Source organism: Flavobacterium frigidarium DSM 17623, from assembly GCF_000425505.1.
In the GTDB taxonomy this organism is placed as follows: domain Bacteria; phylum Bacteroidota; class Bacteroidia; order Flavobacteriales; family Flavobacteriaceae; genus Flavobacterium; species Flavobacterium frigidarium.
The window spans coordinates 82,285-109,155 of the sequence record NZ_AUDO01000012.1 but is presented as its reverse complement, the minus strand read 5'-3'; the positions used below and the strand labels follow the sequence as shown (position 1 = coordinate 109,155).

Annotated in this window: 24 protein-coding genes and 1 riboswitch; of the genes, 9 read left to right on the top strand and 15 right to left on the bottom strand. The window is 34.0% G+C overall.

Going from position 1 to position 26,871, the window contains the following annotated elements; translation table 11 throughout:
- Positions 1 to 128 precede the first annotated feature (128 nt).
- The 4 genes from H603_RS0109185 to H603_RS0109170 all read right to left on the bottom strand — a co-directional run bounded on the left by H603_RS0109185 (position 129) and on the right by H603_RS0109170 (position 3,920).
- A complete protein-coding gene (locus H603_RS0109185; RefSeq protein WP_026708316.1) occupies positions 129 to 1,373 on the bottom strand; it encodes a sulfate adenylyltransferase subunit 1 in 1,245 nt (414 codons plus the stop codon).
- Positions 1,374 to 1,477: 104 nt separating this feature from the next.
- Entirely contained in the window at positions 1,478 to 2,209 is a 732-nt protein-coding gene (locus H603_RS0109180; RefSeq protein WP_026708315.1) for a DUF2490 domain-containing protein, read from the bottom strand.
- A gap of 1 nt (position 2,210) precedes the next feature.
- Entirely contained in the window at positions 2,211 to 3,110 is a 900-nt protein-coding gene (gene cysD / locus H603_RS0109175) for a sulfate adenylyltransferase subunit CysD (RefSeq protein WP_026708314.1), read from the bottom strand.
- Positions 3,111 to 3,218: 108 nt separating this feature from the next.
- Positions 3,219 to 3,920, bottom strand: coding sequence for a phosphoadenylyl-sulfate reductase (locus H603_RS0109170; RefSeq protein WP_026708313.1), 702 nt, complete (start codon positions 3,918 to 3,920; stop codon positions 3,219 to 3,221).
- Between the two features lie 314 nt (positions 3,921 to 4,234).
- Between H603_RS0109170 and H603_RS0109165 the strand changes: the two genes are divergently transcribed.
- A complete protein-coding gene (locus H603_RS0109165; RefSeq protein ID WP_026708312.1) occupies positions 4,235 to 5,023 on the top strand; it encodes a sulfite exporter TauE/SafE family protein in 789 nt (262 codons plus the stop codon).
- 82 nt (positions 5,024 to 5,105) lie between these two features.
- On the opposite strand, the gene H603_RS0109160 is transcribed toward H603_RS0109165, so the two are convergent.
- From H603_RS0109160 to H603_RS0109130, 7 genes are all read right to left on the bottom strand, one after another.
- Positions 5,106 to 5,516 carry an RrF2 family transcriptional regulator gene (locus tag H603_RS0109160; protein WP_026708311.1) on the bottom strand — a complete coding sequence of 137 codons (411 nt, stop codon included), beginning with the start codon at positions 5,514 to 5,516 and terminating at the stop codon, positions 5,106 to 5,108.
- A gap of 75 nt (positions 5,517 to 5,591) precedes the next feature.
- Positions 5,592 to 6,764: a trans-sulfuration enzyme family protein gene (locus tag H603_RS0109155; protein ID WP_026708310.1), complete on the bottom strand. Its 1,173-nt coding sequence runs from the start codon at positions 6,762 to 6,764 to the stop codon at positions 5,592 to 5,594.
- A gap of 86 nt (positions 6,765 to 6,850) precedes the next feature.
- A complete protein-coding gene (locus H603_RS0109150; protein ID WP_026708309.1) occupies positions 6,851 to 7,285 on the bottom strand; it encodes an OsmC family protein in 435 nt (144 codons plus the stop codon).
- A 155-nt stretch (positions 7,286 to 7,440) separates the two neighbouring features.
- A complete protein-coding gene (locus tag H603_RS0109145) occupies positions 7,441 to 7,797 on the bottom strand; it encodes a hypothetical protein (RefSeq protein WP_026708308.1) in 357 nt (118 codons plus the stop codon).
- 67 nt (positions 7,798 to 7,864) lie between these two features.
- Positions 7,865 to 11,251 carry a bifunctional aspartate kinase/homoserine dehydrogenase I gene (thrA, locus tag H603_RS0109140; RefSeq protein WP_026708307.1) on the bottom strand — a complete coding sequence of 1,129 codons (3,387 nt, stop codon included), beginning with the start codon at positions 11,249 to 11,251 and terminating at the stop codon, positions 7,865 to 7,867.
- Between the two features lie 80 nt (positions 11,252 to 11,331).
- Positions 11,332 to 11,440, bottom strand: a riboswitch (SAM riboswitch).
- Between the two features lie 180 nt (positions 11,441 to 11,620).
- Positions 11,621 to 11,815, bottom strand: a complete 195-nt coding sequence (locus H603_RS0109135) for a hypothetical protein (protein ID WP_026708306.1) — start codon at positions 11,813 to 11,815, stop codon at positions 11,621 to 11,623.
- A gap of 415 nt (positions 11,816 to 12,230) precedes the next feature.
- Complete coding sequence (locus tag H603_RS0109130; RefSeq protein ID WP_026708305.1) at positions 12,231 to 13,505, bottom strand: O-acetylhomoserine aminocarboxypropyltransferase/cysteine synthase family protein; 1,275 nt, start codon at positions 13,503 to 13,505, stop codon at positions 12,231 to 12,233.
- Positions 13,506 to 14,017: 512 nt separating this feature from the next.
- Between H603_RS0109130 and metK the strand changes: the two genes are divergently transcribed.
- Complete coding sequence (gene metK, locus H603_RS0109125) at positions 14,018 to 15,268, top strand: methionine adenosyltransferase (protein ID WP_026708304.1); 1,251 nt, start codon at positions 14,018 to 14,020, stop codon at positions 15,266 to 15,268.
- 298 nt (positions 15,269 to 15,566) lie between these two features.
- Positions 15,567 to 16,181 (top strand): deoxynucleoside kinase, encoded by a 615-nt coding sequence (locus H603_RS0109120; protein WP_026708303.1) that lies wholly within the window; start codon positions 15,567 to 15,569, stop codon positions 16,179 to 16,181.
- Positions 16,182 to 16,404: 223 nt separating this feature from the next.
- On the opposite strand, the gene H603_RS0109115 is transcribed toward H603_RS0109120, so the two are convergent.
- From H603_RS0109115 to H603_RS0109105, 3 genes are all read right to left on the bottom strand, one after another.
- Positions 16,405 to 16,935 (bottom strand): inorganic diphosphatase, encoded by a 531-nt coding sequence (locus H603_RS0109115; RefSeq protein ID WP_026708302.1) that lies wholly within the window; start codon positions 16,933 to 16,935, stop codon positions 16,405 to 16,407.
- Positions 16,936 to 17,242: 307 nt separating this feature from the next.
- A complete protein-coding gene (locus H603_RS0109110; protein WP_026708301.1) occupies positions 17,243 to 19,729 on the bottom strand; it encodes a DUF5686 family protein in 2,487 nt (828 codons plus the stop codon).
- Positions 19,730 to 19,799: 70 nt separating this feature from the next.
- Entirely contained in the window at positions 19,800 to 20,777 is a 978-nt protein-coding gene (locus H603_RS0109105; RefSeq protein ID WP_026708300.1) for a pyruvate dehydrogenase complex E1 component subunit beta, read from the bottom strand.
- Between the two features lie 775 nt (positions 20,778 to 21,552).
- On the opposite strand from H603_RS0109105, the gene H603_RS0109100 reads away from it, so the two are divergent.
- The 4 genes from H603_RS0109100 to H603_RS0109085 all read left to right on the top strand — a co-directional run bounded on the left by H603_RS0109100 (position 21,553) and on the right by H603_RS0109085 (position 25,029).
- Positions 21,553 to 22,299, top strand: a complete 747-nt coding sequence (locus H603_RS0109100) for an electron transfer flavoprotein subunit beta/FixA family protein (RefSeq protein WP_026708299.1) — start codon at positions 21,553 to 21,555, stop codon at positions 22,297 to 22,299.
- A gap of 73 nt (positions 22,300 to 22,372) precedes the next feature.
- Entirely contained in the window at positions 22,373 to 23,341 is a 969-nt protein-coding gene (locus H603_RS0109095) for an electron transfer flavoprotein subunit alpha/FixB family protein (RefSeq protein WP_026708298.1), read from the top strand.
- A gap of 157 nt (positions 23,342 to 23,498) precedes the next feature.
- Positions 23,499 to 24,128 carry a bifunctional nuclease family protein gene (locus tag H603_RS0109090; RefSeq protein ID WP_026708297.1) on the top strand — a complete coding sequence of 210 codons (630 nt, stop codon included), beginning with the start codon at positions 23,499 to 23,501 and terminating at the stop codon, positions 24,126 to 24,128.
- Between the two features lie 76 nt (positions 24,129 to 24,204).
- Complete coding sequence (locus H603_RS0109085) at positions 24,205 to 25,029, top strand: thymidylate synthase (RefSeq protein ID WP_026708296.1); 825 nt, start codon at positions 24,205 to 24,207, stop codon at positions 25,027 to 25,029.
- On the opposite strand, the gene H603_RS0109080 is transcribed toward H603_RS0109085, so the two are convergent.
- Complete coding sequence (locus H603_RS0109080; RefSeq protein ID WP_026708295.1) at positions 25,026 to 25,322, bottom strand: isoamylase early set domain-containing protein; 297 nt, start codon at positions 25,320 to 25,322, stop codon at positions 25,026 to 25,028. The two genes, H603_RS0109085 and H603_RS0109080, sit on opposite strands and share 4 nt — an antisense overlap.
- A 237-nt stretch (positions 25,323 to 25,559) precedes the next feature.
- On the opposite strand from H603_RS0109080, the gene H603_RS0109075 reads away from it, so the two are divergent.
- Positions 25,560 to 25,892, top strand: a complete 333-nt coding sequence (locus H603_RS0109075) for a 2TM domain-containing protein (protein WP_026708294.1) — start codon at positions 25,560 to 25,562, stop codon at positions 25,890 to 25,892.
- 9 nt (positions 25,893 to 25,901) lie between these two features.
- Complete coding sequence (locus H603_RS0109070; protein ID WP_026708293.1) at positions 25,902 to 26,384, top strand: dihydrofolate reductase; 483 nt, start codon at positions 25,902 to 25,904, stop codon at positions 26,382 to 26,384.
- Positions 26,385 to 26,871 lie beyond the last annotated feature (487 nt).

Genomic DNA, 26,871 nt, shown 5'->3' with positions numbered 1-26,871 from the left:
TTTGAGCCATGAGCTTTGGGCTTTAGACTACTAGGTGATTTTTTATTATTAACTATTGATAAAAACGCAATGTTAATCTCTTCAAATTTATTAGCTCTAGGCACACAGCCCAAAGCCGATAGCCTAAACTATCTTATAAACCCTACTCCTGCTGTTGTATTAGTTGCTGCATCGATTAAGATAAAAGCACCATTTGATTTATTGTCGTTGTAAGCATCAAAATAAATTGCTTTGCTTAACTTGATATTTACTTCTCCTATTTCGTTTATTGCTAATTGAGATGCTTCTGTACTTCCAGAAAAATCAGTTGCAATGACGTTTTTCACGCTGTCGATTTTAGCTAAAACACGGTTCGTGTTGTGTTGTACAAAATATTTTGCCCCTGGAACTAGTTTTTTACTGTCCATCCAACAAACTGTTGTATTGATATCTTTCTCCACTTTAGGTAGTTCAACTGATTTTACAATCATGTCTCCTCTAGTTACATTGATATCATTTTCTAATTCGATTGTAATTGAAGACCCTACTGAAGCTTCATCAAATTGTTTATCGAAAAAGTGAATGTTGGTCACTTTCGATTCTGTTAAAGAAGGTAAAACTGTTACAGCATCTCCAACTTTAATATTGTTCCCGTATAATTTACCAGCATAGCCTCTGAAATCGTGGTACTCTTCTGTCTTTGGACGAATAACGGTTTGCACTGGGAAACGTGCTTTTCCTTTTTCGTACACATCTGCAGGCTCTAAAGCTTCTAGGTGTTCTAGGATTGTATGTCCTTCGTACCATGGCATTCCGCCTAAAGATTCTACTACATTGTCACCAGTCAAAGCACTCAATGGAATGTAACTTACGTTTTGTTCTTTAAAAGTACTTTTTGCATTTAGCGCTTCAAAGTCTGCTTTAATTTTATTGTAAACTTCTTCAGAATAATCAACCAAGTCCATTTTGTTAACAGCAACAATTACTTCTTTTACTCTCAATAAATTATTGATAAAAAAGTGACGGTACGTTTGCTCAATAACTCCTTTACGCGCATCAATTAAAATAATCGATACTTGCGAAGTTGAAGCACCTGTAACCATGTTACGCGTGTACTCTACGTGACCTGGAGTATCAGCAATAATGTAACTTTTCTTAGCAGTAGAAAAATAAATATGAGCCACATCAATCGTAATTCCTTGCTCTCTCTCGGCAACTAATCCGTCAGTAGCCAAAGAAAAATCTAAATAATCATATCCTTTTTGCTTGCTGCTTTTTTCTATTGCTTCCAGTTTATCTGTAGTCAAAGATTGTGTATCGTATAATAATCTCCCGATTAATGTACTTTTTCCGTCATCTACACTTCCTGCTGTTGCTATTTTTAAAACTTCCATTATGTATTTTTTGTTTAAATCCTCCCCCCAACCCCCTCCGAAAGAGGGGGAGTCGAGATGTTAATTTATTGTCTTATTATTTAATTCCCATCAGAGAATATCTTTTATATCTTAACCTTATGGATTAAACTAAATCGTATAATATCTCTATTAAAATAGTCTACCCCATTTGATCTTTCTTGGAAACTATTTAAGTAACCTAATTCTAACGCAATGGCCGGACTAACTCCCACTTGAACTGCTGCGTAAATTCTGTTTTGATCGAATGTGTTTTTGATAATCTTGTTTCCGCCATTAATCATTATTTCATCCGATAGAATTCCTTTTAGATAGTGCTTTTCTTTCTTCCAAAATGTGTAATCTCCTTGGATTCGGTATCTAAATCTCAAGTAAAACGTAGTCCCATCTTCAAGCATTATTTTACTTGCATTATGAACAAACCGTTCCTCTATCATATACCGATGTGTCAAATATACTTTTCCTAAAGTCTGCTTTACCGTTGCATCTTGTTGCAAACGATATTCGGGAATATGAAAACCCGTTTTAACTTCAGGATCTTGTGTCGCCACTGAAAAGTAAGCAAAACCTGCACCTAACTCCACCTTATCAGTTATCTTATCTCTCAGTTGAAGCCGACTCACAAAAGTGTTTTGGGTTACTGGGTTTATAAAAATTCGATTATCAATCTCAGTATGAACAGACCATTTATTATTTAATTCCAGCTGATTGTAATATCTAAACCAAAGTAAACTCTGCTTATCGGCATTTTTTTCAGTTTGGGCTTGTATTCCAATACTAAACAGCAATACACCTAAAAGAAATTTCACGGACTTCATTCTAAAAGTACCCTTGTTGTTTTCTTTTCTCCATGGCTGCCTCTGAACGTTTGTCGTCAATTCGAGCACCTCTTTCAGATATTGTAGAAGCTCTAATTTCGCCTACTACTTCTGAGATTGTTGCCGCATAAGAATCAACTGCTGCTGTACAACTCATATCCCCTACTGTTCTAAAACGAACAATGCGTTCTTCAATCTCTTCGTTTTCTTCCTGGTATACATAAGGAGAGTGTGACCAGATCATTCCGTCTCTCAAGAATACTTTACGTTTGTGTGAAAAGTAAATTGATGGAATCTCGATTTGTTCTTGTTCGATATAACTCCAAACATCTAATTCTGTCCAGTTCGAAATTGGAAAAACACGTACGTTTTGTCCGTTTTCAATTTTACCGTTCAATAAATCAAATAATTCAGGACGTTGGTTTTTTTCGTCCCATTGACCAAAGTCATCACGAACAGAAAAAATACGTTCTTTTGCTCTCGCTTTTTCTTCATCTCTACGTGCTCCACCAATACAAGCATCAAACTTGAATTCGTCAATTGCATCTAATAAAGTGGTTGTTTGCAAACTGTTTCTACTAGAGTATTTACCAGTTTCCTCAACAACCTTTCCTTCGTCAATTGCATCTTGTACATTACGAACAATTAATTCTAAACCTAATTCTTTTACCAATCGGTCTCTAAATTCTATTGTTTCAGGAAAATTATGTCCTGTATCCACATGTAATAACGGAAAAGGAATTTTAGCTGGAAAGAATGCTTTTTGGGCTAACCTCACCAATGTAATGGAATCTTTTCCTCCAGAAAAAAGCAAAACTGGCTTATCAAATTGAGAAATTACTTCTCTAAAGATGTATATCGCTTCGCTTTCTAATGCGTTTGTTTTTAATATTGAACTCATGTTTTTTGTTTAAAAGTTTCAGGTTTAAAGTTTCAAGTTATTGCAAACCAAATTAATCCCTTAACTATTTATATTTTTTTCTAATTACTCTTTACTATTCACTAATTACTACCCTTGGTGCAAACCACATTCTTTATGGCTTGATTCCCACCACCATCTTCCAGCCCTGATGTCTTCTCCTTCGGCGATTGCTCTAGTACAGGGAGCACAACCTATGCTCACGAATCCTTTTTTTTGCAAAGCATTTTGAGGAACATTGTTAAGCTCTATATAATCTTCCACTTCTTTCAAAGTCCATTTTAAAAGCGGATTGAACTTGATGATTTCAAATTTTGAGTCATATTCAAAAAGATGTAAATCATTTCTGTTTTCTGATTGCTCGGCCCTTAATCCTGTAATCCAAACTGAATTTCCTTTTAATGCTTTAGTCAAAGGCGCTACTTTTCGAATAAAGCAACACTCTTTTCTATTTTCAACCGACTCGTAAAAGCTATTTGGACCTTTTGCATTCAATAAATTCTGTACGGCAGTGGCTTCAGGAAAATAAACTTCGATGTGTTTTTTATACTTCTTAAGTGTCCTATGAAAAACATCATAAGTTTCTTGGAATAAACGCCCCGTATCTAAGGTGAAAATATTGATCGCAGTATTACTATTTGCAATTAAAGCTGTAATCACTTGATCTTCTTGCCCAAATGAAGTAGAAAAAACTACTTTATCCTTATATACATCTGCTAAAAAAGCAAAAGTCTCTTCAATCGAAAAGTCTTTTGTTTTCTCTATTAGTGCTTGTACTATTATTGTGCTCATTTTTCTTTCTAATTATAAAATCTATTACCCTATCGGTTTAGTAGATTACATCGCAAAAGTAACATTTATATCTCAACTAAAAAATAAAAAGAACTATTTTATTTAAGCTGCTTTTTATGCTGAAGCCTTAATATGAAGCTCTTTAGATGATTTCTTACATTATTCTAAAAATTATAGTTGTTCAAATTTATAATTCTGAATTAGAATGTATAATCAGGCTACTTTTCGCAAAATTCAAGAAAAATTTCTATTAGTCTACTTCCCCTATAGGATAATACTAAAATAGTAGTTATTTTTGTCCAAAATAATTAATTATGGATTTTCAATTAGGTTTGATAGTTGCAGGTTTAACCGTGGGGTTCATCGTAGGACTCACAGGTGTAGGTGGAGGTTCTTTAATGACGCCTATTTTATTATGGTTTGGTATTCCTCCTACAACGGCGGTTGGTACTGATTTACTTTATGCTGCTTTTACAAAAATGGGTGGTATTTATGTTCATCATAAAAAGAACAACATTAATTGGAAAATTACAGGATGGCTTTCATTAGGAAGTGTGCCTGCAGCTTTACTTACTTTATGGATTTTACACAGCATTAAAACAGATATCACTGCATTGAACTCAGTGATCAAATATAGCTTAGGCTGGGCACTGTTATTAACTTCGATAGCAGTACTATTCAAAAAGAAACTATTAGCCATTTCACAAAAACATTCTGGAAACAAATTTCACACAGAAAGCCGAACACAAAATTGGCTTACTGTAGCGATAGGTGTTTTATTGGGTGCGACCGTAACATTAACCTCTATAGGCGCAGGCGCTTTAGGAACAGTAACATTGTTCTTTTTATATCCATTATTAGCAACACCTAAATTAGTAGGTACCGAAATAGCTCATGCAGTTCCTTTGACTTTAGTTGCCGGATTAGGTCATGCAAGTATGGGAAATTTAGATCTGGGATTACTGGCACAATTATTAATGGGATCACTGCCAGGAATTTTTGTAGGAAGCATGTTAAGCGGTAAAGTTCCCGACTTATTTTTAAGAAATGCGATTGCAGGAATGTTGTTCTTTGTGGGTTATAAATTGGTATTCATGGCATAAATAAAAATCATATATCAAAAAGCCCCTTATTATTTAGTAATAAGGGGCTTTTTAAATTCTAACAAAAAGTAGACTCTCATATTTAAAAGGCTATATCTGCTAATGTATTATTTTCTAAAATTTGAAGTGTATTATCTCTAACTTCTGTCATTAATTTACGTACTGCACAAGCCACTTCATCTTTACAATCTTCACATTTTTCATAAAAATTATGACTCGCACATGGTAATAAAGCAATTGGTCCTTCGAGAATACGATACACCTTAGCCATATTAATATCCTTTGGTTCCTTTATCAAATAGTAACCACCACCTTTTCCTTTTTTAGCTCCAAGAAATCCTGAATGACGCAGAAGCAACAAGATGCTTTCCAGAAATTTTACCGAAATATTTTCACTCTTTGCAATATCAGCAATAGCGACCGGACTCTGATCTTCTTGGCGAGCCAAAAAAGTCAAAGCTTTAATTCCGTATTTTGTTTTCTTTGAGAGCATAATTTAGTGACTGATATTAATTTCATTAACGATACCAAATCTACAATCTAAATTTGTCAATCACAAATACCAATTTTAAGTCAATGCCTGGTTTAAATCTGCAATAACATCGCCTACGGTTTCTAAACCTACTGAAACACGTACTAAACCATCAGTAATGCTTACAGCTAATCTTTCCTCAACAGATAATTTGGTATGCGTTGTTGATGCTGGATGTGTCACGATTGTTCTTGTATCTCCTAAATTTGGTGAAAGCGAACACAATTTTATTTTATCCAAAAAAGCTCGCCCTGCTTCTAAACCACCTTTTATTTCGAAAGCAACAATATTACCACCTGCTTTCATCTGCTTTTTTGCAATTTCATGTTGTGGATGTGATTTCAAGAACGGATATTTCACCTTATTTACATTCGGATGTTGTTCTAGGAACTCCGCTACTTTCAATGCATTTTCGCAATGTCTATCCAAACGAATGGCTAAAGTCTCTAAACTTTTAGACAATACCCAAGCATTAAACGGTGATAAAGAAGGCCCTGTTAATCTAGAAAATAAATATATTTTCTGAATCAATTCAGGATCTCCCACTGTAACTCCACCCAACACGCGTCCTTGTCCATCCATTAATTTCGTAGCTGAATGTACCACTAAATGCGCTCCCCATTTGATTGGTTGCTGCAAATAAGGCGTTGCAAAACAATTGTCAATTATTAGAATTAAATTGTGCTTTTTGGCAATATTCCCTAACAATTCCAAATCGATAATATCTACCGCTGGATTGGTTGGTGATTCTGCAAAGAGGATCTTTGTTTCGAGCGTAATTAAACTTTCAATCGTTTCTGGTTTGTTAATGTCGAAATAGGAAGTTTCGATATTCCACTTTGGGAAATAATTCATAAACAACGAATGAGTCGCCCCAAAAACACTACTCGAAGAAACAATATGATCGCCAGATTTCAACAAAGCAGCCATGGTTGAATACACCGCAGCCATTCCTGAAGCAAAAGCAAAACCAGCTTTGGCACCTTCCATCTTACACACTTTTTCTACAAACTCGTTTGTGTTCGGGTTGCTATAACGGCTATAGATATTACGATCTTTTTCTTCGGCAAATGAGGCACGCATATCTTCAGCATCTTCAAATACAAAACTTGACGTTAAGTATAATGGAACCGAGTGTTCTAAATATTGCGTACGTTCTAATTGAGTACGAATAGCTTCTGTTTCAAAACCAAATTGTTCTTCGTTCATTCTCTTTTGTTTAAAGTTTAAAGTTTAAAGTTGTTCGAAATTAATATCCCAACACTCTCTCCCTCTTCAAACGATTAATTTTATTTTTAGATTTTACCTAATTCCACACCATTCAAAACTACTTTATAATGTATGGTGGCCGTTGGTTCTAAGGTTTTAGAAACCGAGCAGTATTTTTCGAAAGAAAGTTGAGCCGCTTTGGCTGCTTTGTCTTCTTTGATGTTTCCTTCTAGGTAAAAAACCAAATGGATATCTTTAAACGGTTTTGCTTCGTCTACTTGAACTCTTTCACCTTCTACCTCAGCTTTAAACGAAGTGATTTCTTGACGTTGTTTTTTTAAGATCGAAATCATATCAATAGCGCTGCAACCCGCCACTCCCATTAATACTAACTCCATCGGACTTGGTCCTTGATCATCGCCACCAAATTCTGGACGGCTATCTACGTTTACAATATGCCCACGTTCGTTTTTTAATTCGAAATGGAAATTGTCGTTTATTCTATTTAATGTAATTCTCATAGTTATCCCTTCCCAACCCTATCGCCGCGGCGATGAGGAAGCAAAGACCGAAGGTTGGTCCCTTTTAATTATTATTATTTTATTTGAGCGCGGATAAAACGGATTTGCTTTTGCAAAACACGGATTTAAACGCTAATTTTTAATTTGTTAACTCTTTATAATATTAGTAAGAATAGCAAAATTGAAACTATCCAAAATATACAATTGAACCAACCATCAATGAATAAAGATCGTTCTATTGTCCAATAGGTGTCAACACTTTTTCTTTCATATTTTAAATAGAATAATTTACTTAAAACATAATAGACAATCTGGGCAAGCAGTGGTACAAACAATGCATTAATAACAGTATTCTGTCCTAAACCAATCAACAGACTTATCGAAGCAATTAAAAATAACATGATATTTAAAATTATTAGTTTAAGAAACCATTCTTTGCTATCTAATATACTTTTATCAAACAAGAATATCAATGAAACATTCATTCCTACTAAAATAAAAATAATATCCATATAAAATTCTTTTTGCTTACCGATCACTGAAAACTGGTTACTATTCACTAAAAACTATTCTCTGTAATTACCCTTTATCAGACAGTCTCAAGATATCCCCAAAAACCCCTCTCGCTGTTACTGCAGATCCGGCTCCGGCTCCTTGAATGACAATTGGTCGGTCTCCGTAAGATTCTGTGTAAATTTCGAAAAATGAATCAGAACCTTTTAAGCCTCCCAAAGCGGTATCCGAAGGTACGGAAACTAATTTTACTTCCAAAATTCCTTTGTCGTGTTGTAAATCTCCCGATAATTCACCGATGTATCTCAGCACGTGGTTTGGTTTTTGATCTGATTTTATTTTATCATAAATAGAATCAAATTCTTTAAGCTTCGTTAAGAAATCAGCAGCACTTCCTTCACGTAAATGTTCCGGAATCAGATTTTGAATAGCCACTTCTTCAAATTCATTTTGTAAATCTAATTCTCTAGCAAGGATTAATAATTTTCTCCCTACATCATTACCGCATAAATCTTCTCTTGGATCTGGCTCTGTAAATCCGCTATCAATCGCCTCTTTTAATATTTCGCTAAAAGGAACATCCTTGGCAGAAAAATGATTGAACAAATAACTTAACGTTCCAGAGAAAACGCCTTTAATTTTAGTGATGTTTTCACCCGAAAGATGCAATAATTTTATCGTATCAATTAATGGCAACCCTGCTCCTACGTTTGTTTCGTACAAATAGTTCTTTTGGTTTTCAGCAAGTACCGTTCTTAAGTCTTTATAAAAACCATAACTCAAAGTATTGGCAACTTTATTAGACGAAATTAAATCAAAACTATTCTCAGCAAGCGAAATATAGTTTTCTACAAAAGTAGCGCTCGCCGTATTATCAACAGCAATTAAATTTTCAAGATGATGTTCATTTGCATAAGCGATCACATCATCAATTGTATACGAAACTCCATTGGTTTGGATTTCGTTTTTCCAATCTGTTGAAACACCGTTTTTATTTAAGAGTATACTTTTAGAGTTTGCAATTGCAAACACATTTAACTTAACATCTTTTCTTTTTTCAATTGCTTCCGCCGATTCCAAGATTTGATTAATTAGCGTTCCACCCACTAAACCATGTCCAAAAATAGCAATATTGATTTTTTTTGCTACGCCAAAAATCTCTCCATGAATTACGTTCAATGCTTTGTTAAGTTCAGATTTTTTAACCACCAAACTTACATTTTTACCTGTAACCGTATTGTTGAATAAAATAGGAACAATTTTATTTTTTATCAACGCTGTGTAAGGCTTATGAAATGTACTTAAATCTTGCCCAATTATCGAAATAACTGATACGTTATCAACCACCGTAATTTTGTTGACATCCTTGGAATAAAAATCATTTTCGAATTCTTTTTCCAGTTCAATCATTGCTTTTGAAGCTTTATCAGCGGCGACAACGAGGCCAATTCCTCGTTCAGATGAACCTTGCGAAATGATACTGACACTGATATCATTATCACCCATTACTCTAAAAATTCGAGCATCAACTCCCGTTTTTCCAAGTAAACCTCTACCTTCTAAATTTACTAATGAAACATTTTCTAAAACAGAAAGCGTTTTAATTCCCGACGCATTAGAGTTAGATGTAATTAAAGTCCCTTTGTTTTCATGGTTGAAGGTATTTAATATTCGAAGTGGAATATTTTTCTCTAACAACGGAATAATTGTTTTTGCATGCAGAATATTCGCTCCAAAATTAGCCATCTCATTTGCCTCGTTATAAGAAAGCGATTCAATCTTTTTAGCATCGAGTACCAGCTCAGGATTAGCAGTATAGATTCCGTCTACATGTGTAAAATTCTGCAGTTCTTCTGCGTTAATATAATTTGCAATCAATGATGCTGTATAATTGCTTCCATTTCTACCTAGCGTAGTCGTTTCTTGTTTCGCATTCGACCCAATAAAACCGGTAAGCACTAGAATAGCGTCTTTATTTTCTTTGAAAACTTGGATAATATTCTTTTTCGAAGTAGCCTCTAGAGGTTGTGCATCACCAAAATTAGAGTCTGTTATAATCAGCTCTCTGGTATCAGCTAATTTTGCAGCAATGTTTTTTTGATTCAATAAAAATACTAGTAATTTTGCCGAAAGCACCTCACCTTGAGCCAAAACTTGGTCTTTAATTTTTTCACTGTAGTCACCTATTAGGCTTACGCCTTCAAACAATTTATCTAGTTTATCAAATTCAACGGAGAAATCAACTGCATCAAAACCGTCTTTTTGGTAGTTTTTAAAACTTTCAAGTAAGGGCTTATAATTTCCATTTTTAGCCGCAATTGTCAAAATATCACCCAGTTCATCTGTCGCTTTTGCACGAGCAGAAACTACTACTGCAAATTTCTCGTCTTGCTTTACCTTCTCTTCTAAAATATTTAAGACTGTTTCGATTCCTTCGCCGTTTGCCAAAGATTTTCCACCAAATTTTACTATTTTCATCTGCTTTTTATTTTTGAAAACAACTTCTAATAAATTGTCTAATTGTTCGTATTCCATTAAAAAAGCATCATGACCATGCGCAGAGTCAATTTCGCTATAGAACACATTATTTTTAAATTTTTTGATTTCGTTATAGGTCTCTCGATTCTCTTTTGCGGTAAAAAACAAATCAGAGTTGATTCCTACGATGTAAATATTAGCATCAACTTTTGAAATGATTGATTCTAATGACTCCTGATTTCTAGTAATATCAATTGTTTTCAATAATTGATTCATCATTTTGTAAGCCGCTAGCTGAAATCTTTTTTCTAGTTTCTCACCGTGGTAGTTCAACCAACTTTCCACTTGAAAAGTTTCGAGTTGTACATTGATGTCTCTATTGAATTTCTCTTTGAATGACTCGGGAGTTCGATAACACAGCATGGCGTGTATGCGTGCGTCCTCAATTGGTTTTTTAGAATTGTTCAGTATTTGCTCTTGTAAATAACAATTCGCAATTAACCAGTCTGTTGCTTTCCAATCTGTAGCAATGGGAATAAAATTTTGTGCTAGTTTAGGCTCTAAGGCCAAAATTTCCCAAGCAATGCCTCCACCTACAGAGCCGCCAATGAGCGCAAATAGATTATCGATCTTTAAGAACTTTAGTCCTTCGATAAAAATTCGAGCAATATCTCTGGCAATAAAATCTCTATAATTCTCAATAGTTACTGAGTTGAAGCCATTTCCTGGCACATCAAACGAGACGATGGTATATTTTCTAGTGTCGATTGTCTTGTCAATTCCTACGATATCATTCCACCAACCGGATTCTCCAATAACTTGAGAGTTTCCCGTTAAGGCATGATTGATCACAATAATGGGAGCGGTATGCAGCGGAGCTCCAAAAACTTGATAACTCAAATTAAGGCTTGCATAAATAGCACCATTGTGCGTGGTGAAATTATGTATGGTTATGTGTGTTGGTTTATTTTCCAATGTCAAATCTTTAATTGATTTTGATTTGTGTTTGGAAATATTAAAAAGAAAAAACTAGGTAAATACTAGAAAAATTCTCGTTGTTATCTTTCCACTTTTGGGAGTGGTAGAATGCAGCACCTTCTTCGATTTCTCAAAGGGTTGCTAAGGCTTCATCGGGTCTAATCCCTCGTCCTTTCTTTATAACATTTCAATACGTATGTGAACTTAATGATGCAAATAAACTATTAATTTATGTAACAAGCAAATATTATTAGCCTAGTTTTCACGCTAGAAACAATCTGTAACAAAAAAACGCAAGACATCGCTGAACCTAACAATTCAGAAATTACCTGCGTGTAAAACACTATAAAAAGCCGACACTACCAATTAGATAAAAAGAGTATCGTTTTCCTTAGAATACATCAAAAACTGCAATGAATTTGCTGCTTTTCCTATTTCTTTATCATTGAAGCCAAATCTTGGGTGAACTAAATCATCGACTGAAATGTTGATTATGTTTTTTCTTGTTTTTAATTTTTTCAAAAAATTTACTGCCTTGGTAACTGTGTTTAATGCTTTCATAATGTTTCTTTTTTATTTGTTATGTATTTGCTTTGCTATTAATGTTCTTGCTTGTTTGTATAAAAAAAAACCCTTTTGGAATATACCAAAAGGGTTCAAGTTGTAGTAACTCTTACTTTTGGAATATGATCAGCCCACTTTTATAAATAAAATGTTCATCGAAGAATAATTATTTTTAAAAAAATGTCTGTTCATATTATATATATTCGGTTAGAAATCTTTAATATTTATCGTTTTATTATCTTGAAGCAAATTTGATGATTTTTATCCTGTATTCCTAATGATAATCAATATTTTAACTCGATTTTAAGCTACATATAATAATTTTATAACTTGAGATTAAAATTCTATAACATTTACTTAACCTATGAATACCAGTTCTTTAAAAACCAAGCATAATCAACTCATGATAAGACTACAGTTGGTTGAAGACTTGCAATAAATCCTCTTTTAAATCCTCAATATTTTCTAAGCCTACAGATAATCTAATTAAGTCTTTTGAAACTCCTGAACTTAGTTGCTGCTCATCTGACAATTGTTGATGCGTTGTACTTGCAGGATGAATAATTAAAGATTTAGTATCTCCTATATTTGCTAAAAGTGAAAATAGCACTGTATTGTCTGCAACTTTTTTTGCTGCTTCAAATCCTCCTTTTAAACCAAAGGTTACTAATCCGTTTTGACCTTTTGGTAAGTACTGTTGCGCCAATTCATAATATTTACTTGATTTTAATCCTGGATAATTAACCCATGCCACTTGATCTTGAGATTCTAACCACTTGGCTAAAGCCAAACCATTTTCACTATGCTTTTGAACGCGAACGGCCAATGTTTCTAAACCTTGAATGATTTGGAAAGCATTAAACGGACTCAAAGCTGCTCCGTAATCTCGCAATCCCTCAATACGTACTCTTGCTATAAATGCGGCCGCTCCTAAAGCTTCATGGTAAACGAGTCCATGATAACCCGCATTAGGAGTAGTAAATTCTGGAAAACAACCACTACTCCAGTCAAAAGTCCCCGCATCGATAATCGCGCCTCCTAGTGAAGTCCCGTTTCCTGAAATGTATTTGGTAAGCGAGTGAATAACAATATTTGCTCCGTGCACAATAGGATTTAATAAATAAGGAGAAGCAACTGTATTATCTACCATTAGCGGAATCCTAGCTGCTTTTGAGTGCACTGCGATAGCTGCAATATCTAGAACGTCTAATTTAGGGTTGCCTAAGCTTTCTATAAAAATGACTTTTGTATTATCAGTCACTGCATCGGCAAAATTATCAGGATTTGAAGGATCCACAAATGTGGTTGTGATTCCTAGTCTAGGCAATGTAGATTGCAGTAAATTGAAAGTTCCTCCATACAAACTACTTGAAGCGACGATGTGGTCACCGGTTTTTAATATCGTTAGTAGTGCAGTCGTTATTGCAGCAGTTCCAGATGCAGTTACCACAGCCGCAATTCCTCCCTCAAGTGCAGCTAGACGTTGTTCTAAAATATCATTTGTAGGATTATTTAAACGTGTGTAAATATATCCCGCCTCTGACAGTGCAAATAAATTTGCTGCATGTTCAGAGTTATTAAAGACATACGATGATGTTTGGTAAATAGGCACCGCTCTTGTTCCGGCGTGTTTTGTAACGTCATGTCCGGCGTGCAATGCATTTGTTTCAAATTTGTTTGTGCTCATAATATTTTTTTTAGTTGGTTATTAGGTATAAAAAAAGCCTCCCAATGTCTGGGAGGCTTTTTAAAAATCGTATGTGAAATTAGATTTTAAACAATAGCGCATTCCCAGGATCTCTCCTTAATCGTCATACACATCATTTGTTTAATAGCTAACATTATCTCTTATTTATAATCCAAATTTGCAAACAAAATCCCAAACCACCAAATAATATTTGAAGAATTAACAAAACATAATAAATGTGTTAGTATTTTAAGTCGTAAGTCACATTTTGACATCACTTATTTTAATCTAAAAAATAGTTAAGTTTAATTTGCAATTCAAAATCGTTTCATACCTTTGCGCACTAATAAAGAGGAAAAATTTGAACTGATTGCAACCTCTTCATAATGAAACTAATTCGTTATGGATACTGAAAATTTTTCAGTAGAAAAAAAATGCTAAAGCAGAAACTCTTCTTTAGCTTTTATTGTTGCAATTCCTTTTTCTCGCTTAATTTAAAAATACTATTTATTATGGCTTATTTATTTACGTCAGAATCTGTGAGTGAGGGACATCCAGACAAAATTGCAGATCAAATATCAGACGCATTAATTGATAACTTTTTAGCGTTTGACGCTAATTCAAAAGTAGCATGTGAAACTTTAGTAACTACAGGTCAAGTAATATTGGCTGGAGAAGTTAAATCAAATACATACTTAGACGTTCAACAAATTGCACGTGATGTAATCAAGAAAATTGGTTATACTAAAAGTGCTTATATGTTTGAAGCAGATTCTTGTGGCATCCTTTCGGCAATTCACGAGCAATCAGCAGATATTAATCAAGGTGTAGACCGTTCTAGCCCAGAAGAGCAAGGAGCAGGTGACCAAGGAATGATGTTTGGTTATGCTACAAATGAGACTGAAAACTACATGCCTTTAGCATTAGACCTATCTCATAAATTATTACAGGAATTAGCTTTGCTAAGACGTGAAAATAGCGAAATCACTTATTTACGTCCTGATGCAAAATCTCAAGTTACTTTAGAATACAGCGACGACAACAAACCTACAAGGATTGATGCTATTGTTATCTCTACTCAGCATGATGATTTTGACGAAGAGCAAACGATGCTTGCAAAAATTAAAAAGGATATTATCGAAATCTTGATTCCGAGAATTATTGCTAAAAATCCAGCGAGCGCACATTTATTTAATGATAAAATTCAATATCATATTAACCCAACAGGGAAATTTGTTATTGGAGGACCACACGGAGATACTGGTTTAACAGGAAGAAAAATTATCGTAGACACTTACGGTGGTAAAGGTGCTCATGGTGGTGGTGCTTTCTCTGGTAAAGATCCAAGTAAAGTAGACAGAAGTGCCGCTTATGCTACGCGTCATATCGCTAAAAACTTAGTTGCTGCAGGTGTAGCTGACGAAATCTTAGTTCAAGTTTCTTATGCTATTGGTGTTGCAAAACCAATGGGTATTTTTATCGAAACTTACGGTACTTCAAAGGTGAATTTAACTGATGGAGAAATTGCTAAAAAAGTAGAATCTATTTTTGATATGCGCCCTTACTTTATCGAGCAACGTTTAAAATTAAGAAATCCTATCTATAGTGAAACTGCTGCTTACGGACACATGGGACGTAAAAATGAAACAGTATCTAAAACTTTCTCTGCTCCAGGTGGATTGACTAAAACTGTTGAAGTAGAATTATTCACATGGGAAAAATTAGACTTCGTTGATCAAGTTAAAACTGCTTTTGGATTATAATATTAGATCTAAAATAAATTATACTAATCGGCTATCATCAAGGTAGCCGTTTTTTTTTATTCATTACTATTCTCAATTTTGCACAGACATAGCAACAAATTAAACTGCTGCCAGATTGCTTTATATCTTGCTCAATTATCCTTCATTTTATTCGATGCAAGCTATTATGCTAGCAATCAATTCAGATTAATTCCTAATTTTGATTCTAAAAAACGTTGAAAATTTTCTATAATGACTACTAATTTTTAGCTATTTTTACATCAGAAGGAAATATCAATTATAAAATCGCAATACCGTAATGCACATAGCAGTAGCAGGAAATATAGGATCTGGAAAAACAACATTAACGCGTTTACTTGCCAAACAATTTAAATGGGAACCACATTATGAAGATGTCGTTGACAACCCTTATTTGGATGATTTTTACCACCAAATGGAGCGTTGGTCTTTCAACTTACAAATCTACTTTTTAAACAGTCGTTTTCGTCAAGTGATGCAAATACGCGAGAGTGGTAAAAAGATTATTCAAGATAGAACAATCTATGAAGATGCTCACATTTTTGCTCCTAACCTACATGCGATGGGTTTGATGACAAATCGTGATTATCAAAACTATTCTTCTTTATTTGAATTAATGGAATCAACGGTTAAAGCACCTGACTTATTGATATATTTAAGGAGTTCGATACCCAACCTAGTGGGACAAATACACAAAAGAGGGCGAGAGTATGAGAATTCTATCTCTATCGAATATTTAAGCCGTTTAAACGAGCGCTATGAAGCTTGGATACACACTTACGATCGTGGTAAGCTATTGATTATTGATGTTGACAATATCAATTTTGTGGATAATCCTGAAGACTTGGGAACCATTTTTAATAGAATCGACGCTGAAATCAACGGATTATTTTAGTAAATTATACTACACAATATAAAGAGGGGTTGCAAATAGATATTTGCAACCCCTCTTTTTTTATAATAAATATTACAAACTTAAGAATGTCAAAAAGTATATTAAAAAATCTTTGACATACTTATAATTATCGTAAAACTAAAACTTATTCAACTTCCTATTAGCATAAAAAAAAAGCAACACTCAAAAGAGTATTGCTTTTCTAAATATAGTATGCAGTCAATTATTTAATACTAAATAATCCAGCTGGTTTGTTTTCAATTTCATTGAAACGGTCTGTACATTTTTTAATGATGTCATGAGCTTCATTAACGTCGCCCCATCCACCTACTTCAACAGTTTTGTTTTCTAAATCTTTGTACACTTGAAAGAAGTGTTCGATTTCTTTAACTAAATGAGGATTAACATCAGACAAATCATTTAATGAATTCCAGATAGGATCTGAAACTGGTACACAAATAACTTTTTCATCTGGTCCTTTATCGTCAGCCATATGGAAAACTCCAATAGGTTTCACTTCCATAACGCATCCAGGAAAAGTAGGCTCAGTAAGCAATACTAATACATCTAATGGATCTCCGTCTAAAGCTAATGTTTCAGGAATAAATCCGTAATCAGCAGGGTACATCATTGAAGAATAAAGCATTCTATCAAAACGCATTCTCTTGATTTCAAAATCGTACTCGTATTTATTTCTACTTCCTCTTGGAATTTCGATTAAAACATCGAAAGTGGTTATCTTGTCTGTACTCATTATATTATGTTATTATCTAATTTTTCATTTTATAGCGGTTGCAAAAGTAGTTTAAAATCCTATTTCTTACAACAATTATTACTGCTATTACTTACTACTGACTTGAATACCTTCATATAAACCTTAATTCAGGACTAATTTGTTAATGCAGCAAGCATTTTTACTTTTGGTTATGTCTTCTATTGTACCTTTAAAACACCGAGATCTTTTGTAAAGACTAAATGTAGTAGCCCAGATAGTAACGGCATCCTTTTTAAGAGGTTAATTATCCTTTTAAAAAGATACAGTGGATAGCTGGAAATAGCTCCTAGAAATAAAATCCGAATGACCCTTTTACAGTAAACTTTTGAGCATCTGAAGCATCTAAATAATTCCCTCTCCATCCAAAGTCCAAACGAAATACTTTAAAGATATTTCCAATACCAGCAGAATACTCCCAATATCCATTTTCAGGAGCCGTGTACGTCAATCCTGAAGCATTGATGGCGCGATTTGCATCACTAACCGATCCGTAAACCGCCTTAGCTCCAATTATCTCTCTCCAGTTTAACTTACGCATGAATGGAATTCTAGAAAATAACCTTCCACCAAAGTTGTGTTCCCACTGTACTGTAGCATATTGATCACTAACAAATTCGTAGAAATTCAAGTTACTAAACGTGTTTTCAATTGTGAAATAAGTCTGGTTCCCAGGAATCACACTCATTAAACCTAACGGAATAGTTCCAAAAGTTTTACCCACTTCTACAATAACGTTTGAACGACCCAATGGACCTATAATTATAGGTTGCTTATAATACAACTGTACTTTATCATACTGAAAATCGCTATCTAGCAAGCCTTTAAAACCGTGGCTATAATTGACATAGAAACGACTAAATGGACTGTCGACGTTTGAACGTTCTACACCGTACCCGATTGTTTTGCGATTAGGCGTAAACTCTATTTGTAAATTCACCTCAGATTGTTTGACTCTACTTTCAACAACAGTTCTAGCGGCATCAGTAAAATAATCCAAACTAAAACTATCAGAAGCGGCTTCTAAGGTACGGTAAGAGAAACCTGTTTGAAAAGTCAAGTTCTTTACCGGTTCGATTTCGATACCTACATTCGTTAGATTGATATTGGTTAACTTTCCATTACTTCCTGTAGAAAACAGTGAAGAAGAAGCAAAACTACGACCCAAAACATCATTTGTAGTCGTTAGACTAGCGCCAATTTGCTCAATATCGCGACGGTTCCCCGCAGATATAATTACACGTTTTCTTTTATCAACCATCCACTTACCTGAGATCCCGTATTTAAACTTATCATCATCAAAGCCATAGGCAGTGTATCCTTGTAATCGCCAAGCATCGTTAGGACCAAAATACGTTCTACCTCCTACTCTAAGACGAATACCTTCCACTTCGTTGTAACCAAAAGTGGAGAATATAGGTCCGTAATCAAAGTTCCCTTTTTGAATATAACCACTACCTAATATCGAAACTAGATTATACAAGTTTTTAAACTTCTTGACGGTTTGCAATGTATCCAACATTTTATACACCCCTTTTTCATCTTTATTCAAGTTTTCAAATCGGTTTTCTTCCCAATATTCATCGGAGCGATTGTACACTTCGTTATCGATATAATTAACCTCGTCTTTATAAAAGGCGTTTGGCTTTTCGATATTAAATTTATGACTGTCATATAATGTAGTACGTTTTCCATACACACCTTTTGACTCATCCTTTTTATTAAGAGCAAAGTCAGACATCATGTAATCGCGAGTCAGCAAGAAAACAGAATCATTTTGGACGTCAAATTCTTGTTCGATATAGATATCTTTTACCCAGTTAATATTAGCACTTTTAGTAACCGCCATATTAATTTTCTTGATTGCAAACGTCGTATCGTTCACCCAAAAATCCCCTTTGAATGTTAGTTCGTTTTTCCTTCTTGGATAAAACAAAATATTATAACACCATTTGTTACCTATATATGCACTGTCTCTCAATACATAGTTGTATACATCAATTCCTGTTTTTGAAAGCGGACTTGTAAAACTCTTATCAAAGAAAGTTAGGTGATTATTATAGATATCATAATCTGAATATAAATCTTTTACAAAGGATAAAATTTGCTGGTTATCGCTAAATCCAGAATTTTTATTTGCTTTGATTTTTTCTTTGACCTTATTCAATTTGTTACTACCATAAACCTCAGATAGCGTTTCATTTATAAATATTGGCAAGTATGTTTTTCCGGTTACATTAGAAGTATCTACATGATCGAAAATGAATTCCATTCCTCTAAAAATTTTGCTCTTTTTAAAGGCGCTATCAATCGTATTCATGTCAAATTCGACTTTTTCATACTTCTCCATTTGGTACTGATCAAATTGATACAGCCCATTTTTACGCTTTCGCTCCCAAATTTTTCGAAGAATATCTAACGCTGGATTATTTTTTTTGGAAGTCTTTCCAGTGAATACTACCACCTCATTTAAGGTTTGCACCTCGCCTAATTGTACTCTCAAATTGTAATTTACAGCTTGTAGCAAATCAATTTCACGATCATTGAAACCTACAGATGAAGCCATCAAAACCGTGTATGTTTTAGGCGACTCTAGGTAAAACTTTCCATCTTCATTAGATACAATTCCTTCGCTTGACCCCTTGAAAGCAACATTTGCGTAGGGAATTGGCAGGTTGTCTTTATCAACAATAATCCCACTAACCTTTGTTTGAGCAAACAAGGTTGTAGTAGCTGACAATACAAACAGCAGAAATAAATAAATGTGTTTTTTCATATTTAATCTTTAAAAAAAAAACTTCACCACACTAATGCATGATGAAGCTTTTATACTATTATGTGTTGTATTATTTATACATCACTTTTTTAACTGCTTTAACGACATCATCAGCGTTAGGCAACCATTCTTTTAGCAATACTGGAGAGTATGGCGCTGGAGTGTCGGCAGTTGTAATTCTTTGAATAGGTGCGTCAAGAAAGTCAAAAGCACGTTCTTGAACGATATAAGTAATCTCAGAAGCAACACTTGCAAAAGGCCAAGCCTCTTCAAGTACTACTAAACGGTTTGTTTTTTTAACAGAAGTTAAGATAGTATCATAATCCATAGGACGAACTGTTCTTAAATCAATAATCTCACAAGAGATCCCCTCTTTAGCCAATTCTTCTGCAGCGATATGAGCCTCTTTGATAATTTTACCAAAAGAAACAATAGTTACATCAGTACCTTCACGTTTGATATCAGCAACACCTAGAGGAATTGTGTATTCTCCATCAGGAACTTCACCTTTATCACCATACATTTGTTCAGATTCCATGAAAATAACTGGGTCATTATCACGAATAGCTGCTTTTAATAATCCTTTTGCATCATAAACAGTAGATGGAACTACAACTTTAAGACCAGGAGTATTTGCAAACCAGTTTTCTAATGCTTGAGAGTGTGTTGCTCCTAACTGACCTGCAGATGCAGTTGGTCCACGAAAAACGATAGGAACATTAAATTGTCCACCAGTCATTTGACGCATTTTAGCAGCGTTATTTATAATTTGATCAATACCTACTAAACAAAAGTTGAATGTCATATACTCAACAATAGGACGACAACCGTTCATTGCTGAACCTACAGCAATACCAGTAAAACCTAATTCGGCGATAGGAGTATCGATAACTCTTTTTGCACCAAATTCATCAAGCATACCTTTAGATGCTTTATAAGCACCATTATATTCAGCAACTTCTTCACCCATTAAGTAAATGGATTCATCATGACGCATTTCTTCACTCATCGCTTCGCAAATGGCCTCTCTAAATTGTATCGTTCTCATATTTATATTATATATGTGTATTTTTCGAAAAGCAAAAATAAATATTTTAAATCACTTTTTAGCATAAATTAAATTTAAAATATCAGGATTTACTATCAATTTGATGCATTTAACTTTTTAAAATAGGATTGCACATTTTATAACACATCAGTTTTAAGCGCAATACACAGTTTGCCAAATTAAAAGATTCTCAAGACTCGCTGTATTCAAAAGCGATTAACACCGAAGCTACGGATAGTTCTGAGAGAATATCGTACTAAGATCAAACCATTTATTTTAATTATAGATTGGCACATTTACATTTGCTTGTCGACTCATTCGCTATAATTCCTTAGAGGTTAATTATAAAAACCAATACTTCCTTTTACAAGGCAAAACCTCCTAATTGTAAAGAAAATTAACTACAACTCAATAACTACCAACAGATAGTTCAAGGCTAAATATTATAAGATATCAAAATACTATAGAAACTTCCTTTCATTTATTGAGAAAGATAATAGACTATAACCTACTTTTTCGATTAAAAACGCCTTAGTAGTATGAGTAGGTTATCGAATAAAAATTTTATCTTTCGAATAAATACATCGCGAGTAGAATTTCGGTAAGTAAAAAGCAAAGACTTAGTGTAACTCTAAACCGCGAAACAAATCAGCAAGCCATTAGAATTCTTGCGAAATCGTAATAGTTTTGAAAAAATATTATGCACGCATAGTATTTTATTCAATTTATTATTTTAAATTTGTAAAAGAAATTACGAAAATAAAAAAATATAATCATGAAAATATTAGTTTGCATTAGTCACGTTCCTGATACAACTTCGAAAATTAATTTCGTCAACGGCGATTCAGAATTTGATACCAATGGAGTACAATATGTTATTAACCCAAATGATGAATTTGGTTTAACAAGAGCAATATGGTTTCAAGAAAAACAAGGCGCTACAGTTACAGTTGTTAACGTAGGAGGACCTGAAACAGAACCAACTTTAAGAAAGGCATTAGCAATAGGCGCTAACGAAGCAATTCGTGTTAACGCTAATCCTACTGATGGATTTTTTGTTGCAAAACAATTAGCAGAAGTTATCAAAAATGGTGCTTATGATTTAGTAATTGCAGGTAAAGAATCATTAGATTATAATGGAGGAATGGTTCCGGGTATGATTGCAGGAATTTTAGGTTATAACTTTTTGAACTCTTGTACAGATATTACTGTTGAAGGTACCGATGTAAAAGCAGTACGTGAAATTGACGGTGGTAAAGAAACTGTTGCAACTACACTGCCTTTAATCATCGGTGGTCAAAAAGGACTTGTTGAAGAAAAAGATTTGCGTATTCCTAACATGAGAGGAATTATGACAGCAAGGTCAAAAGTATTAGCAGTTGTTGAACCAGTTGATGCAACGGTTACAACTAAAGCGGTAAAATTTGAAAAGCCTGCACCAAAATCAGCGGTGAAACTAGTTTCTGCAGATAATTTAGATGAGTTGATTAACTTATTACACAACGAAGCTAAAGTAATATAATTAAAGTTTTTCTCTTTCAAATCGAAATTGAAGTCTTAAATAATTACATTTTTCAATCTTTAAAATTAAAATTATGTCAATATTAATATATGCAGAATCAGCAGAAGGAAAATTCAAGAAGGTAGCTTTTGAATTGGCTTCTTATGCAAAAAAAATAGCTGAAACTTTAGGAACAACTGTTACTGCTTTGACAGTGAACACAGCAGATGTTTCTGAATTAGCAAAATACGGAGTAGATAAAGTATTAAAAGTTTCTAACGATAAGCTAAATGGCTTTACAGCAAAAGCGTATGCTGATGTTATCAAGCAAGCAGCAGAAAAAGAAGGAACAAAAGTAGTTTTACTTTCTTCTACAACAGATAGTATCTACTTATCATCATTAGTAGCAGTGGCTTTGAATGCAGGATATGCATCAAATGTTGTTGGACTTCCAGTAAGCACTACTCCTTTTCAAGTAAAAAGAAATGCTTTTTCAAATAAAGCGTTCAACATAACTGAAATCACTACAGATGTAAAAATACTTGGATTAGCCAAAAACTCATACGGAATCTTTGAAAACGCTAGTACTCCTACTGAAGAAGAATTCAACCCAACTATTGGTGAAAATGACTTTGGAGTAAAGGTAGCGTCTGTAGAAAAAGTAACTGGTAAAGTTTCAATCGCTGATGCTGATATCGTAGTATCTGCAGGCCGTGGATTAAAAGGTCCTGAAAATTGGGGAATGGTAGAAGAATTAGCTTCAGTACTTGGTGCTGCAACAGCTTGTTCTAAGCCAGTTTCTGACTTAGGATGGAGACCTCATGGAGAACACGTAGGACAAACAGGAAAACCAGTAGCAACAAACTTATATATCGCCATTGGTATTTCGGGAGCAATCCAGCACATCGCCGGTATTAACTCATCAAAAGTGAAGCTTGTAATCAATACTGACCCAGAAGCTCCTTTCTTTAAGGTTGCTGATTACGGAATCGTAGGAGACGCCTTTGAGATTGTGCCTCAACTAATTGAGAAGTTAAAAGCTTTCAAAGCACAGAACGCATAATAATAATTATTTATTAAAATTTAGCTGCCAAAAAAGATAATTGTATCTTTGTTTTTGGCAGCTTTTTTTATGCTCATTTTTTTGTAAAAAAAGCACCAAATCTAATACTACATTAAAACTTTAAATTAAGTACTTAGTACTTTTCATTACAGCAATTATGAGCTTAGTTAAATTGTCAATTAAAGGAATTTCATATAGTCAAACTCAGAACGGAGCCTACGCTTTAATCTTAAATGAGGTTGATGGTGAACGCAAACTTCCCATAGTTATTGGTGCATTTGAAGCACAATCTATTGCTATAGCATTAGAGAAAGAAATTAAACCGCCACGTCCCTTAACACATGACTTGTTTAAAAACTTTGCTGAACGTTTTGATATCGTAGTAAAGCAAGTTATTATTCATAAACTTGTAGACGGCGTTTTTTACTCCAGTATTATTTGTGAAAGAGACAAAATTGAAGAAATTATAGATGCGCGCACTTCAGATGCTATTGCATTAGCTTTGCGATTTAACGCTCCTATATTTACATATAAAAACATCCTTGATAAAGCTGGAATTTTCTTAAAAGCAAATCCAATTGATAGCGATAATGATAATCAAGAAATTGATGATATTTTATCTAATCCTGAAACTTTTGGACTAGAGAATAGCGATGATCAACCAGGCAGACCTTACATGAAAAATAGTCTTGATGAACTGAACGAATTACTAACTCAGGCAGTCGAAAACGAAGATTATGAAAAAGCTGCAAAGGTTAGAGATGAGATCTCAAAAAGAGAATCATAGCAACAAGCTTAAAATCATAATTTATAGTTCTTCAAAGAGCTATTTATAGTTTGAGTATTTCAATACAACAATTACAATGAAACAATATTTAGATTTAGTACAACACGTCATGGATACTGGCTGCCAAAAAGGAGACCGCACAGGAACGGGAACAAAAAGTGTTTTTGGTTACCAAATGCGATTTGATCTCGCTGAAGGCTTTCCTATGGTGACAACTAAAAAATTGCATTTAAAGTCTATTGTTCACGAATTGTTGTGGTTTTTAAAAGGTGATACTAATATTAAATACCTACAAGATAACGGAGTTAAAATTTGGGATGCCTGGGCAGATAAAAATGGTGAATTAGGACCTGTATATGGTCACCAATGGCGCAACTGGAATAGCGAAGAAATCGACCAAATCACTGATTTAATTTCTGAATTAAAGACAAATCCCAATAGCCGAAGAATGTTAGTCTCAGCATGGAATCCATCTGTGCTACCTAACACTAAAATTTCATTCGAAGAAAACGTAGCTAACAATAAAGCTGCACTCCCACCTTGCCATGCATTCTTTCAGTTTTATGTGGCAGACGGAAAACTGTCTTGCCAATTATATCAAAGAAGTGCCGACATCTTTTTAGGCGTTCCTTTTAACATTGCTTCTTATGCACTCTTAACAATGATGATTGCACAAGTTTGTGATTTGCAATATGGTGAATTCATTCACACTTTTGGAGACGCACACATATACAATAATCATTTTGAACAACTAGAACTGCAGTTATCAAGAAGTCCTAGAGCGCTACCAAAAATGATTTTAAATCCTGATGTTAAAAATATCTTTGATTTTACCTACGATGATTTTACGCTAGAGGGATACAACCCACATGACGCTATAAAAGGAAGTGTGTCAGTTTAAACAACTAACACACTATTTTCTGATCCTGCAAACTCATTCCAAACGTAATCATCAGCTTCCTCTTCATTAACATAAGCGTCATCTACTAAGTACTTGAACTCATAAGTAGCATCTTTACTTAAATCAAAAACACCTTTGAAATTTCCGTTTTTTAATTTCGTAAGTGCTCCCGCACTAGCATCCCAGCTATTAAAATCTCCCACAACAGAGGCTTTTAAAGCATCTCCACCAGCTAAAACAAAAGTAACTTTACATACTGGTTTTGTTTTTACAAACTGTTTCTTAATCGACATAATTATATCATTTTAAATATCTTAAGCTAAAGTAAATACAAAATTGACAGCTGTGACAAATAGCTGTAAAATTTACCTTTTATTACTATTAGATGTTAAAATAAAAGACAATTAATAATTTAATAGCGGTATAAATTTCAAACTATTAAATTAGCCTAAAACTAAATCGAATAATACGCTACAAGACTATAAAATTTCCAAATTATATTTTACCTTTAACTTAAAAAAAAAGAACACATGGAAAAAGAACAACATGAGCTCTACGAGTATGCTCGCAGAAGGATCAAACAAAAAAAAGGACTATATTATCACTTTGTAGTTTTATTTCTAGTTAGTTTATTTCTATTTGTTGCCATTAAATTATTCACGTTCGTAGAAAAACCTGCGCTGTTTATATGGATATTAACTGGCTGGATTTTTATATTTTTATTACACTTTGTAAAGGTTTTTATAACGGATCGCTTCATGAATAAAAACTGGGAACGAGACCAAATAGACCGTTTGGTTTTGTTGCAACAAAATAAAATTAGTGAACTAAAAAATCACATTGAAAGTAATAGCACTAAATAATTCCATAACATGACGACAATGATTGCGGCTGCAGCTGAAAATAATGCGCTAGGAAAAGACAATAAAATAATTTGGCACCTACCGGATGACTACAAGAGATTTAAAGAAATCACATCTGGCCACCATATAATAATGGGACGAAAAACTTTTGAAAGTTTACAAAAACCTTTACCCAATAGAACCCACATTGTAATTAGCCGACAAGAAAACTACAATCCCGAAGGTTGCACAGTGGTGCGAAACATAAAAGAAGCACTTGCTGCCTGCCCCGAGAACGAAGATCGGTTTATTATTGGTGGTGGAGAAATATATAACTTAGCACTACCTGAGGCTAACAAAATAGAACTCACCAGAGTACATCACAGTTTTGATGCAGATGCATTTTTTCCCGAAATCGACTTGAACGAATGGGAATTAATTCAATCAAAATTACATCCTACAGATGAACGCCACAAATATGAATTCACTTACGAAACCTACATTAGGAAATAGAATAAATAAAAAAGACCCTCAAGAAGCACTTGCTTACTGAGGGTCTTTTTATAGGTATTTCAATGCTTTTTATAAGCAGGCGATAACAATCCTACAAGTTTTGCCGCTTAAAACAACAGTAATTTCACACTTATAGGTGAACTGTTAGAAAAAATTAAACAATGAAGGGAAGAATGACTTAGTCTTGAAACAATATTTGATAGCATAACAAAATTATTACAAATGCTAAAAACACTCCGCTAACGAAGAGTATAGCATTAGATGTTTTCTGAGAGTACATCTCAAAAAAGCCCTTAATACCAAATACCACGAAGGTACTAAAGACAAAGAAAATTAAAATTTCCAAAAACAAATTTAATCCTAAGAACGTATTTTGCGTTGTAGTCATGCTGCTGCGATCTAGCACAGCTCTGTCAAAACAGCACACAAGAACAAGTGATAAAGTTAACGCAAGTAACAACCACTTGATTTGAGCCATTAATCCCTT

What these genes read in the sequence shown, in the direction of transcription:
- cysD (WP_026708314.1), bottom strand. Translation starts at nt 3,110, where the DNA reads ATGAGTTCAATATTAAAAACAAACGCATTAGAAAGCGAAGCGATATAC.
- H603_RS0109075 (WP_026708294.1), top strand. Translation starts at nt 25,560, where the DNA reads ATGGAAAAAGAACAACATGAGCTCTACGAGTATGCTCGCAGAAGGATC.
- H603_RS0109095 (WP_026708298.1), top strand. Translation starts at nt 22,373, where the DNA reads ATGTCAATATTAATATATGCAGAATCAGCAGAAGGAAAATTCAAGAAG.
- H603_RS0109085 (WP_026708296.1), top strand. Translation starts at nt 24,205, where the DNA reads ATGAAACAATATTTAGATTTAGTACAACACGTCATGGATACTGGCTGC.
- H603_RS0109145 (WP_026708308.1), bottom strand. Translation starts at nt 7,797, where the DNA reads ATGGATATTATTTTTATTTTAGTAGGAATGAATGTTTCATTGATATTC.
- H603_RS0109115 (WP_026708302.1), bottom strand. Translation starts at nt 16,935, where the DNA reads ATGAGTACAGACAAGATAACCACTTTCGATGTTTTAATCGAAATTCCA.
- H603_RS0109120 (WP_026708303.1), top strand. Translation starts at nt 15,567, where the DNA reads ATGCACATAGCAGTAGCAGGAAATATAGGATCTGGAAAAACAACATTA.
- H603_RS0109090 (WP_026708297.1), top strand. Translation starts at nt 23,499, where the DNA reads ATGAGCTTAGTTAAATTGTCAATTAAAGGAATTTCATATAGTCAAACT.
- H603_RS0109180 (WP_026708315.1), bottom strand. Translation starts at nt 2,209, where the DNA reads ATGAAGTCCGTGAAATTTCTTTTAGGTGTATTGCTGTTTAGTATTGGA.
- H603_RS0109185 (WP_026708316.1), bottom strand. Translation starts at nt 1,373, where the DNA reads ATGGAAGTTTTAAAAATAGCAACAGCAGGAAGTGTAGATGACGGAAAA.
- metK (WP_026708304.1), top strand. Translation starts at nt 14,018, where the DNA reads ATGGCTTATTTATTTACGTCAGAATCTGTGAGTGAGGGACATCCAGAC.
- H603_RS0109135 (WP_026708306.1), bottom strand. Translation starts at nt 11,815, where the DNA reads ATGAAAGCATTAAACACAGTTACCAAGGCAGTAAATTTTTTGAAAAAA.
- H603_RS0109165 (WP_026708312.1), top strand. Translation starts at nt 4,235, where the DNA reads ATGGATTTTCAATTAGGTTTGATAGTTGCAGGTTTAACCGTGGGGTTC.
- H603_RS0109170 (WP_026708313.1), bottom strand. Translation starts at nt 3,920, where the DNA reads ATGAGCACAATAATAGTACAAGCACTAATAGAGAAAACAAAAGACTTT.
- H603_RS0109155 (WP_026708310.1), bottom strand. Translation starts at nt 6,764, where the DNA reads ATGAACGAAGAACAATTTGGTTTTGAAACAGAAGCTATTCGTACTCAA.
- H603_RS0109130 (WP_026708305.1), bottom strand. Translation starts at nt 13,505, where the DNA reads ATGAGCACAAACAAATTTGAAACAAATGCATTGCACGCCGGACATGAC.
- H603_RS0109080 (WP_026708295.1), bottom strand. Translation starts at nt 25,322, where the DNA reads ATGTCGATTAAGAAACAGTTTGTAAAAACAAAACCAGTATGTAAAGTT.
- H603_RS0109110 (WP_026708301.1), bottom strand. Translation starts at nt 19,729, where the DNA reads ATGAAAAAACACATTTATTTATTTCTGCTGTTTGTATTGTCAGCTACT.
- H603_RS0109105 (WP_026708300.1), bottom strand. Translation starts at nt 20,777, where the DNA reads ATGAGAACGATACAATTTAGAGAGGCCATTTGCGAAGCGATGAGTGAA.
- H603_RS0109070 (WP_026708293.1), top strand. Translation starts at nt 25,902, where the DNA reads ATGACGACAATGATTGCGGCTGCAGCTGAAAATAATGCGCTAGGAAAA.
- H603_RS0109150 (WP_026708309.1), bottom strand. Translation starts at nt 7,285, where the DNA reads ATGAGAATTACATTAAATAGAATAAACGACAATTTCCATTTCGAATTA.
- H603_RS0109100 (WP_026708299.1), top strand. Translation starts at nt 21,553, where the DNA reads ATGAAAATATTAGTTTGCATTAGTCACGTTCCTGATACAACTTCGAAA.
- H603_RS0109160 (WP_026708311.1), bottom strand. Translation starts at nt 5,516, where the DNA reads ATGCTCTCAAAGAAAACAAAATACGGAATTAAAGCTTTGACTTTTTTG.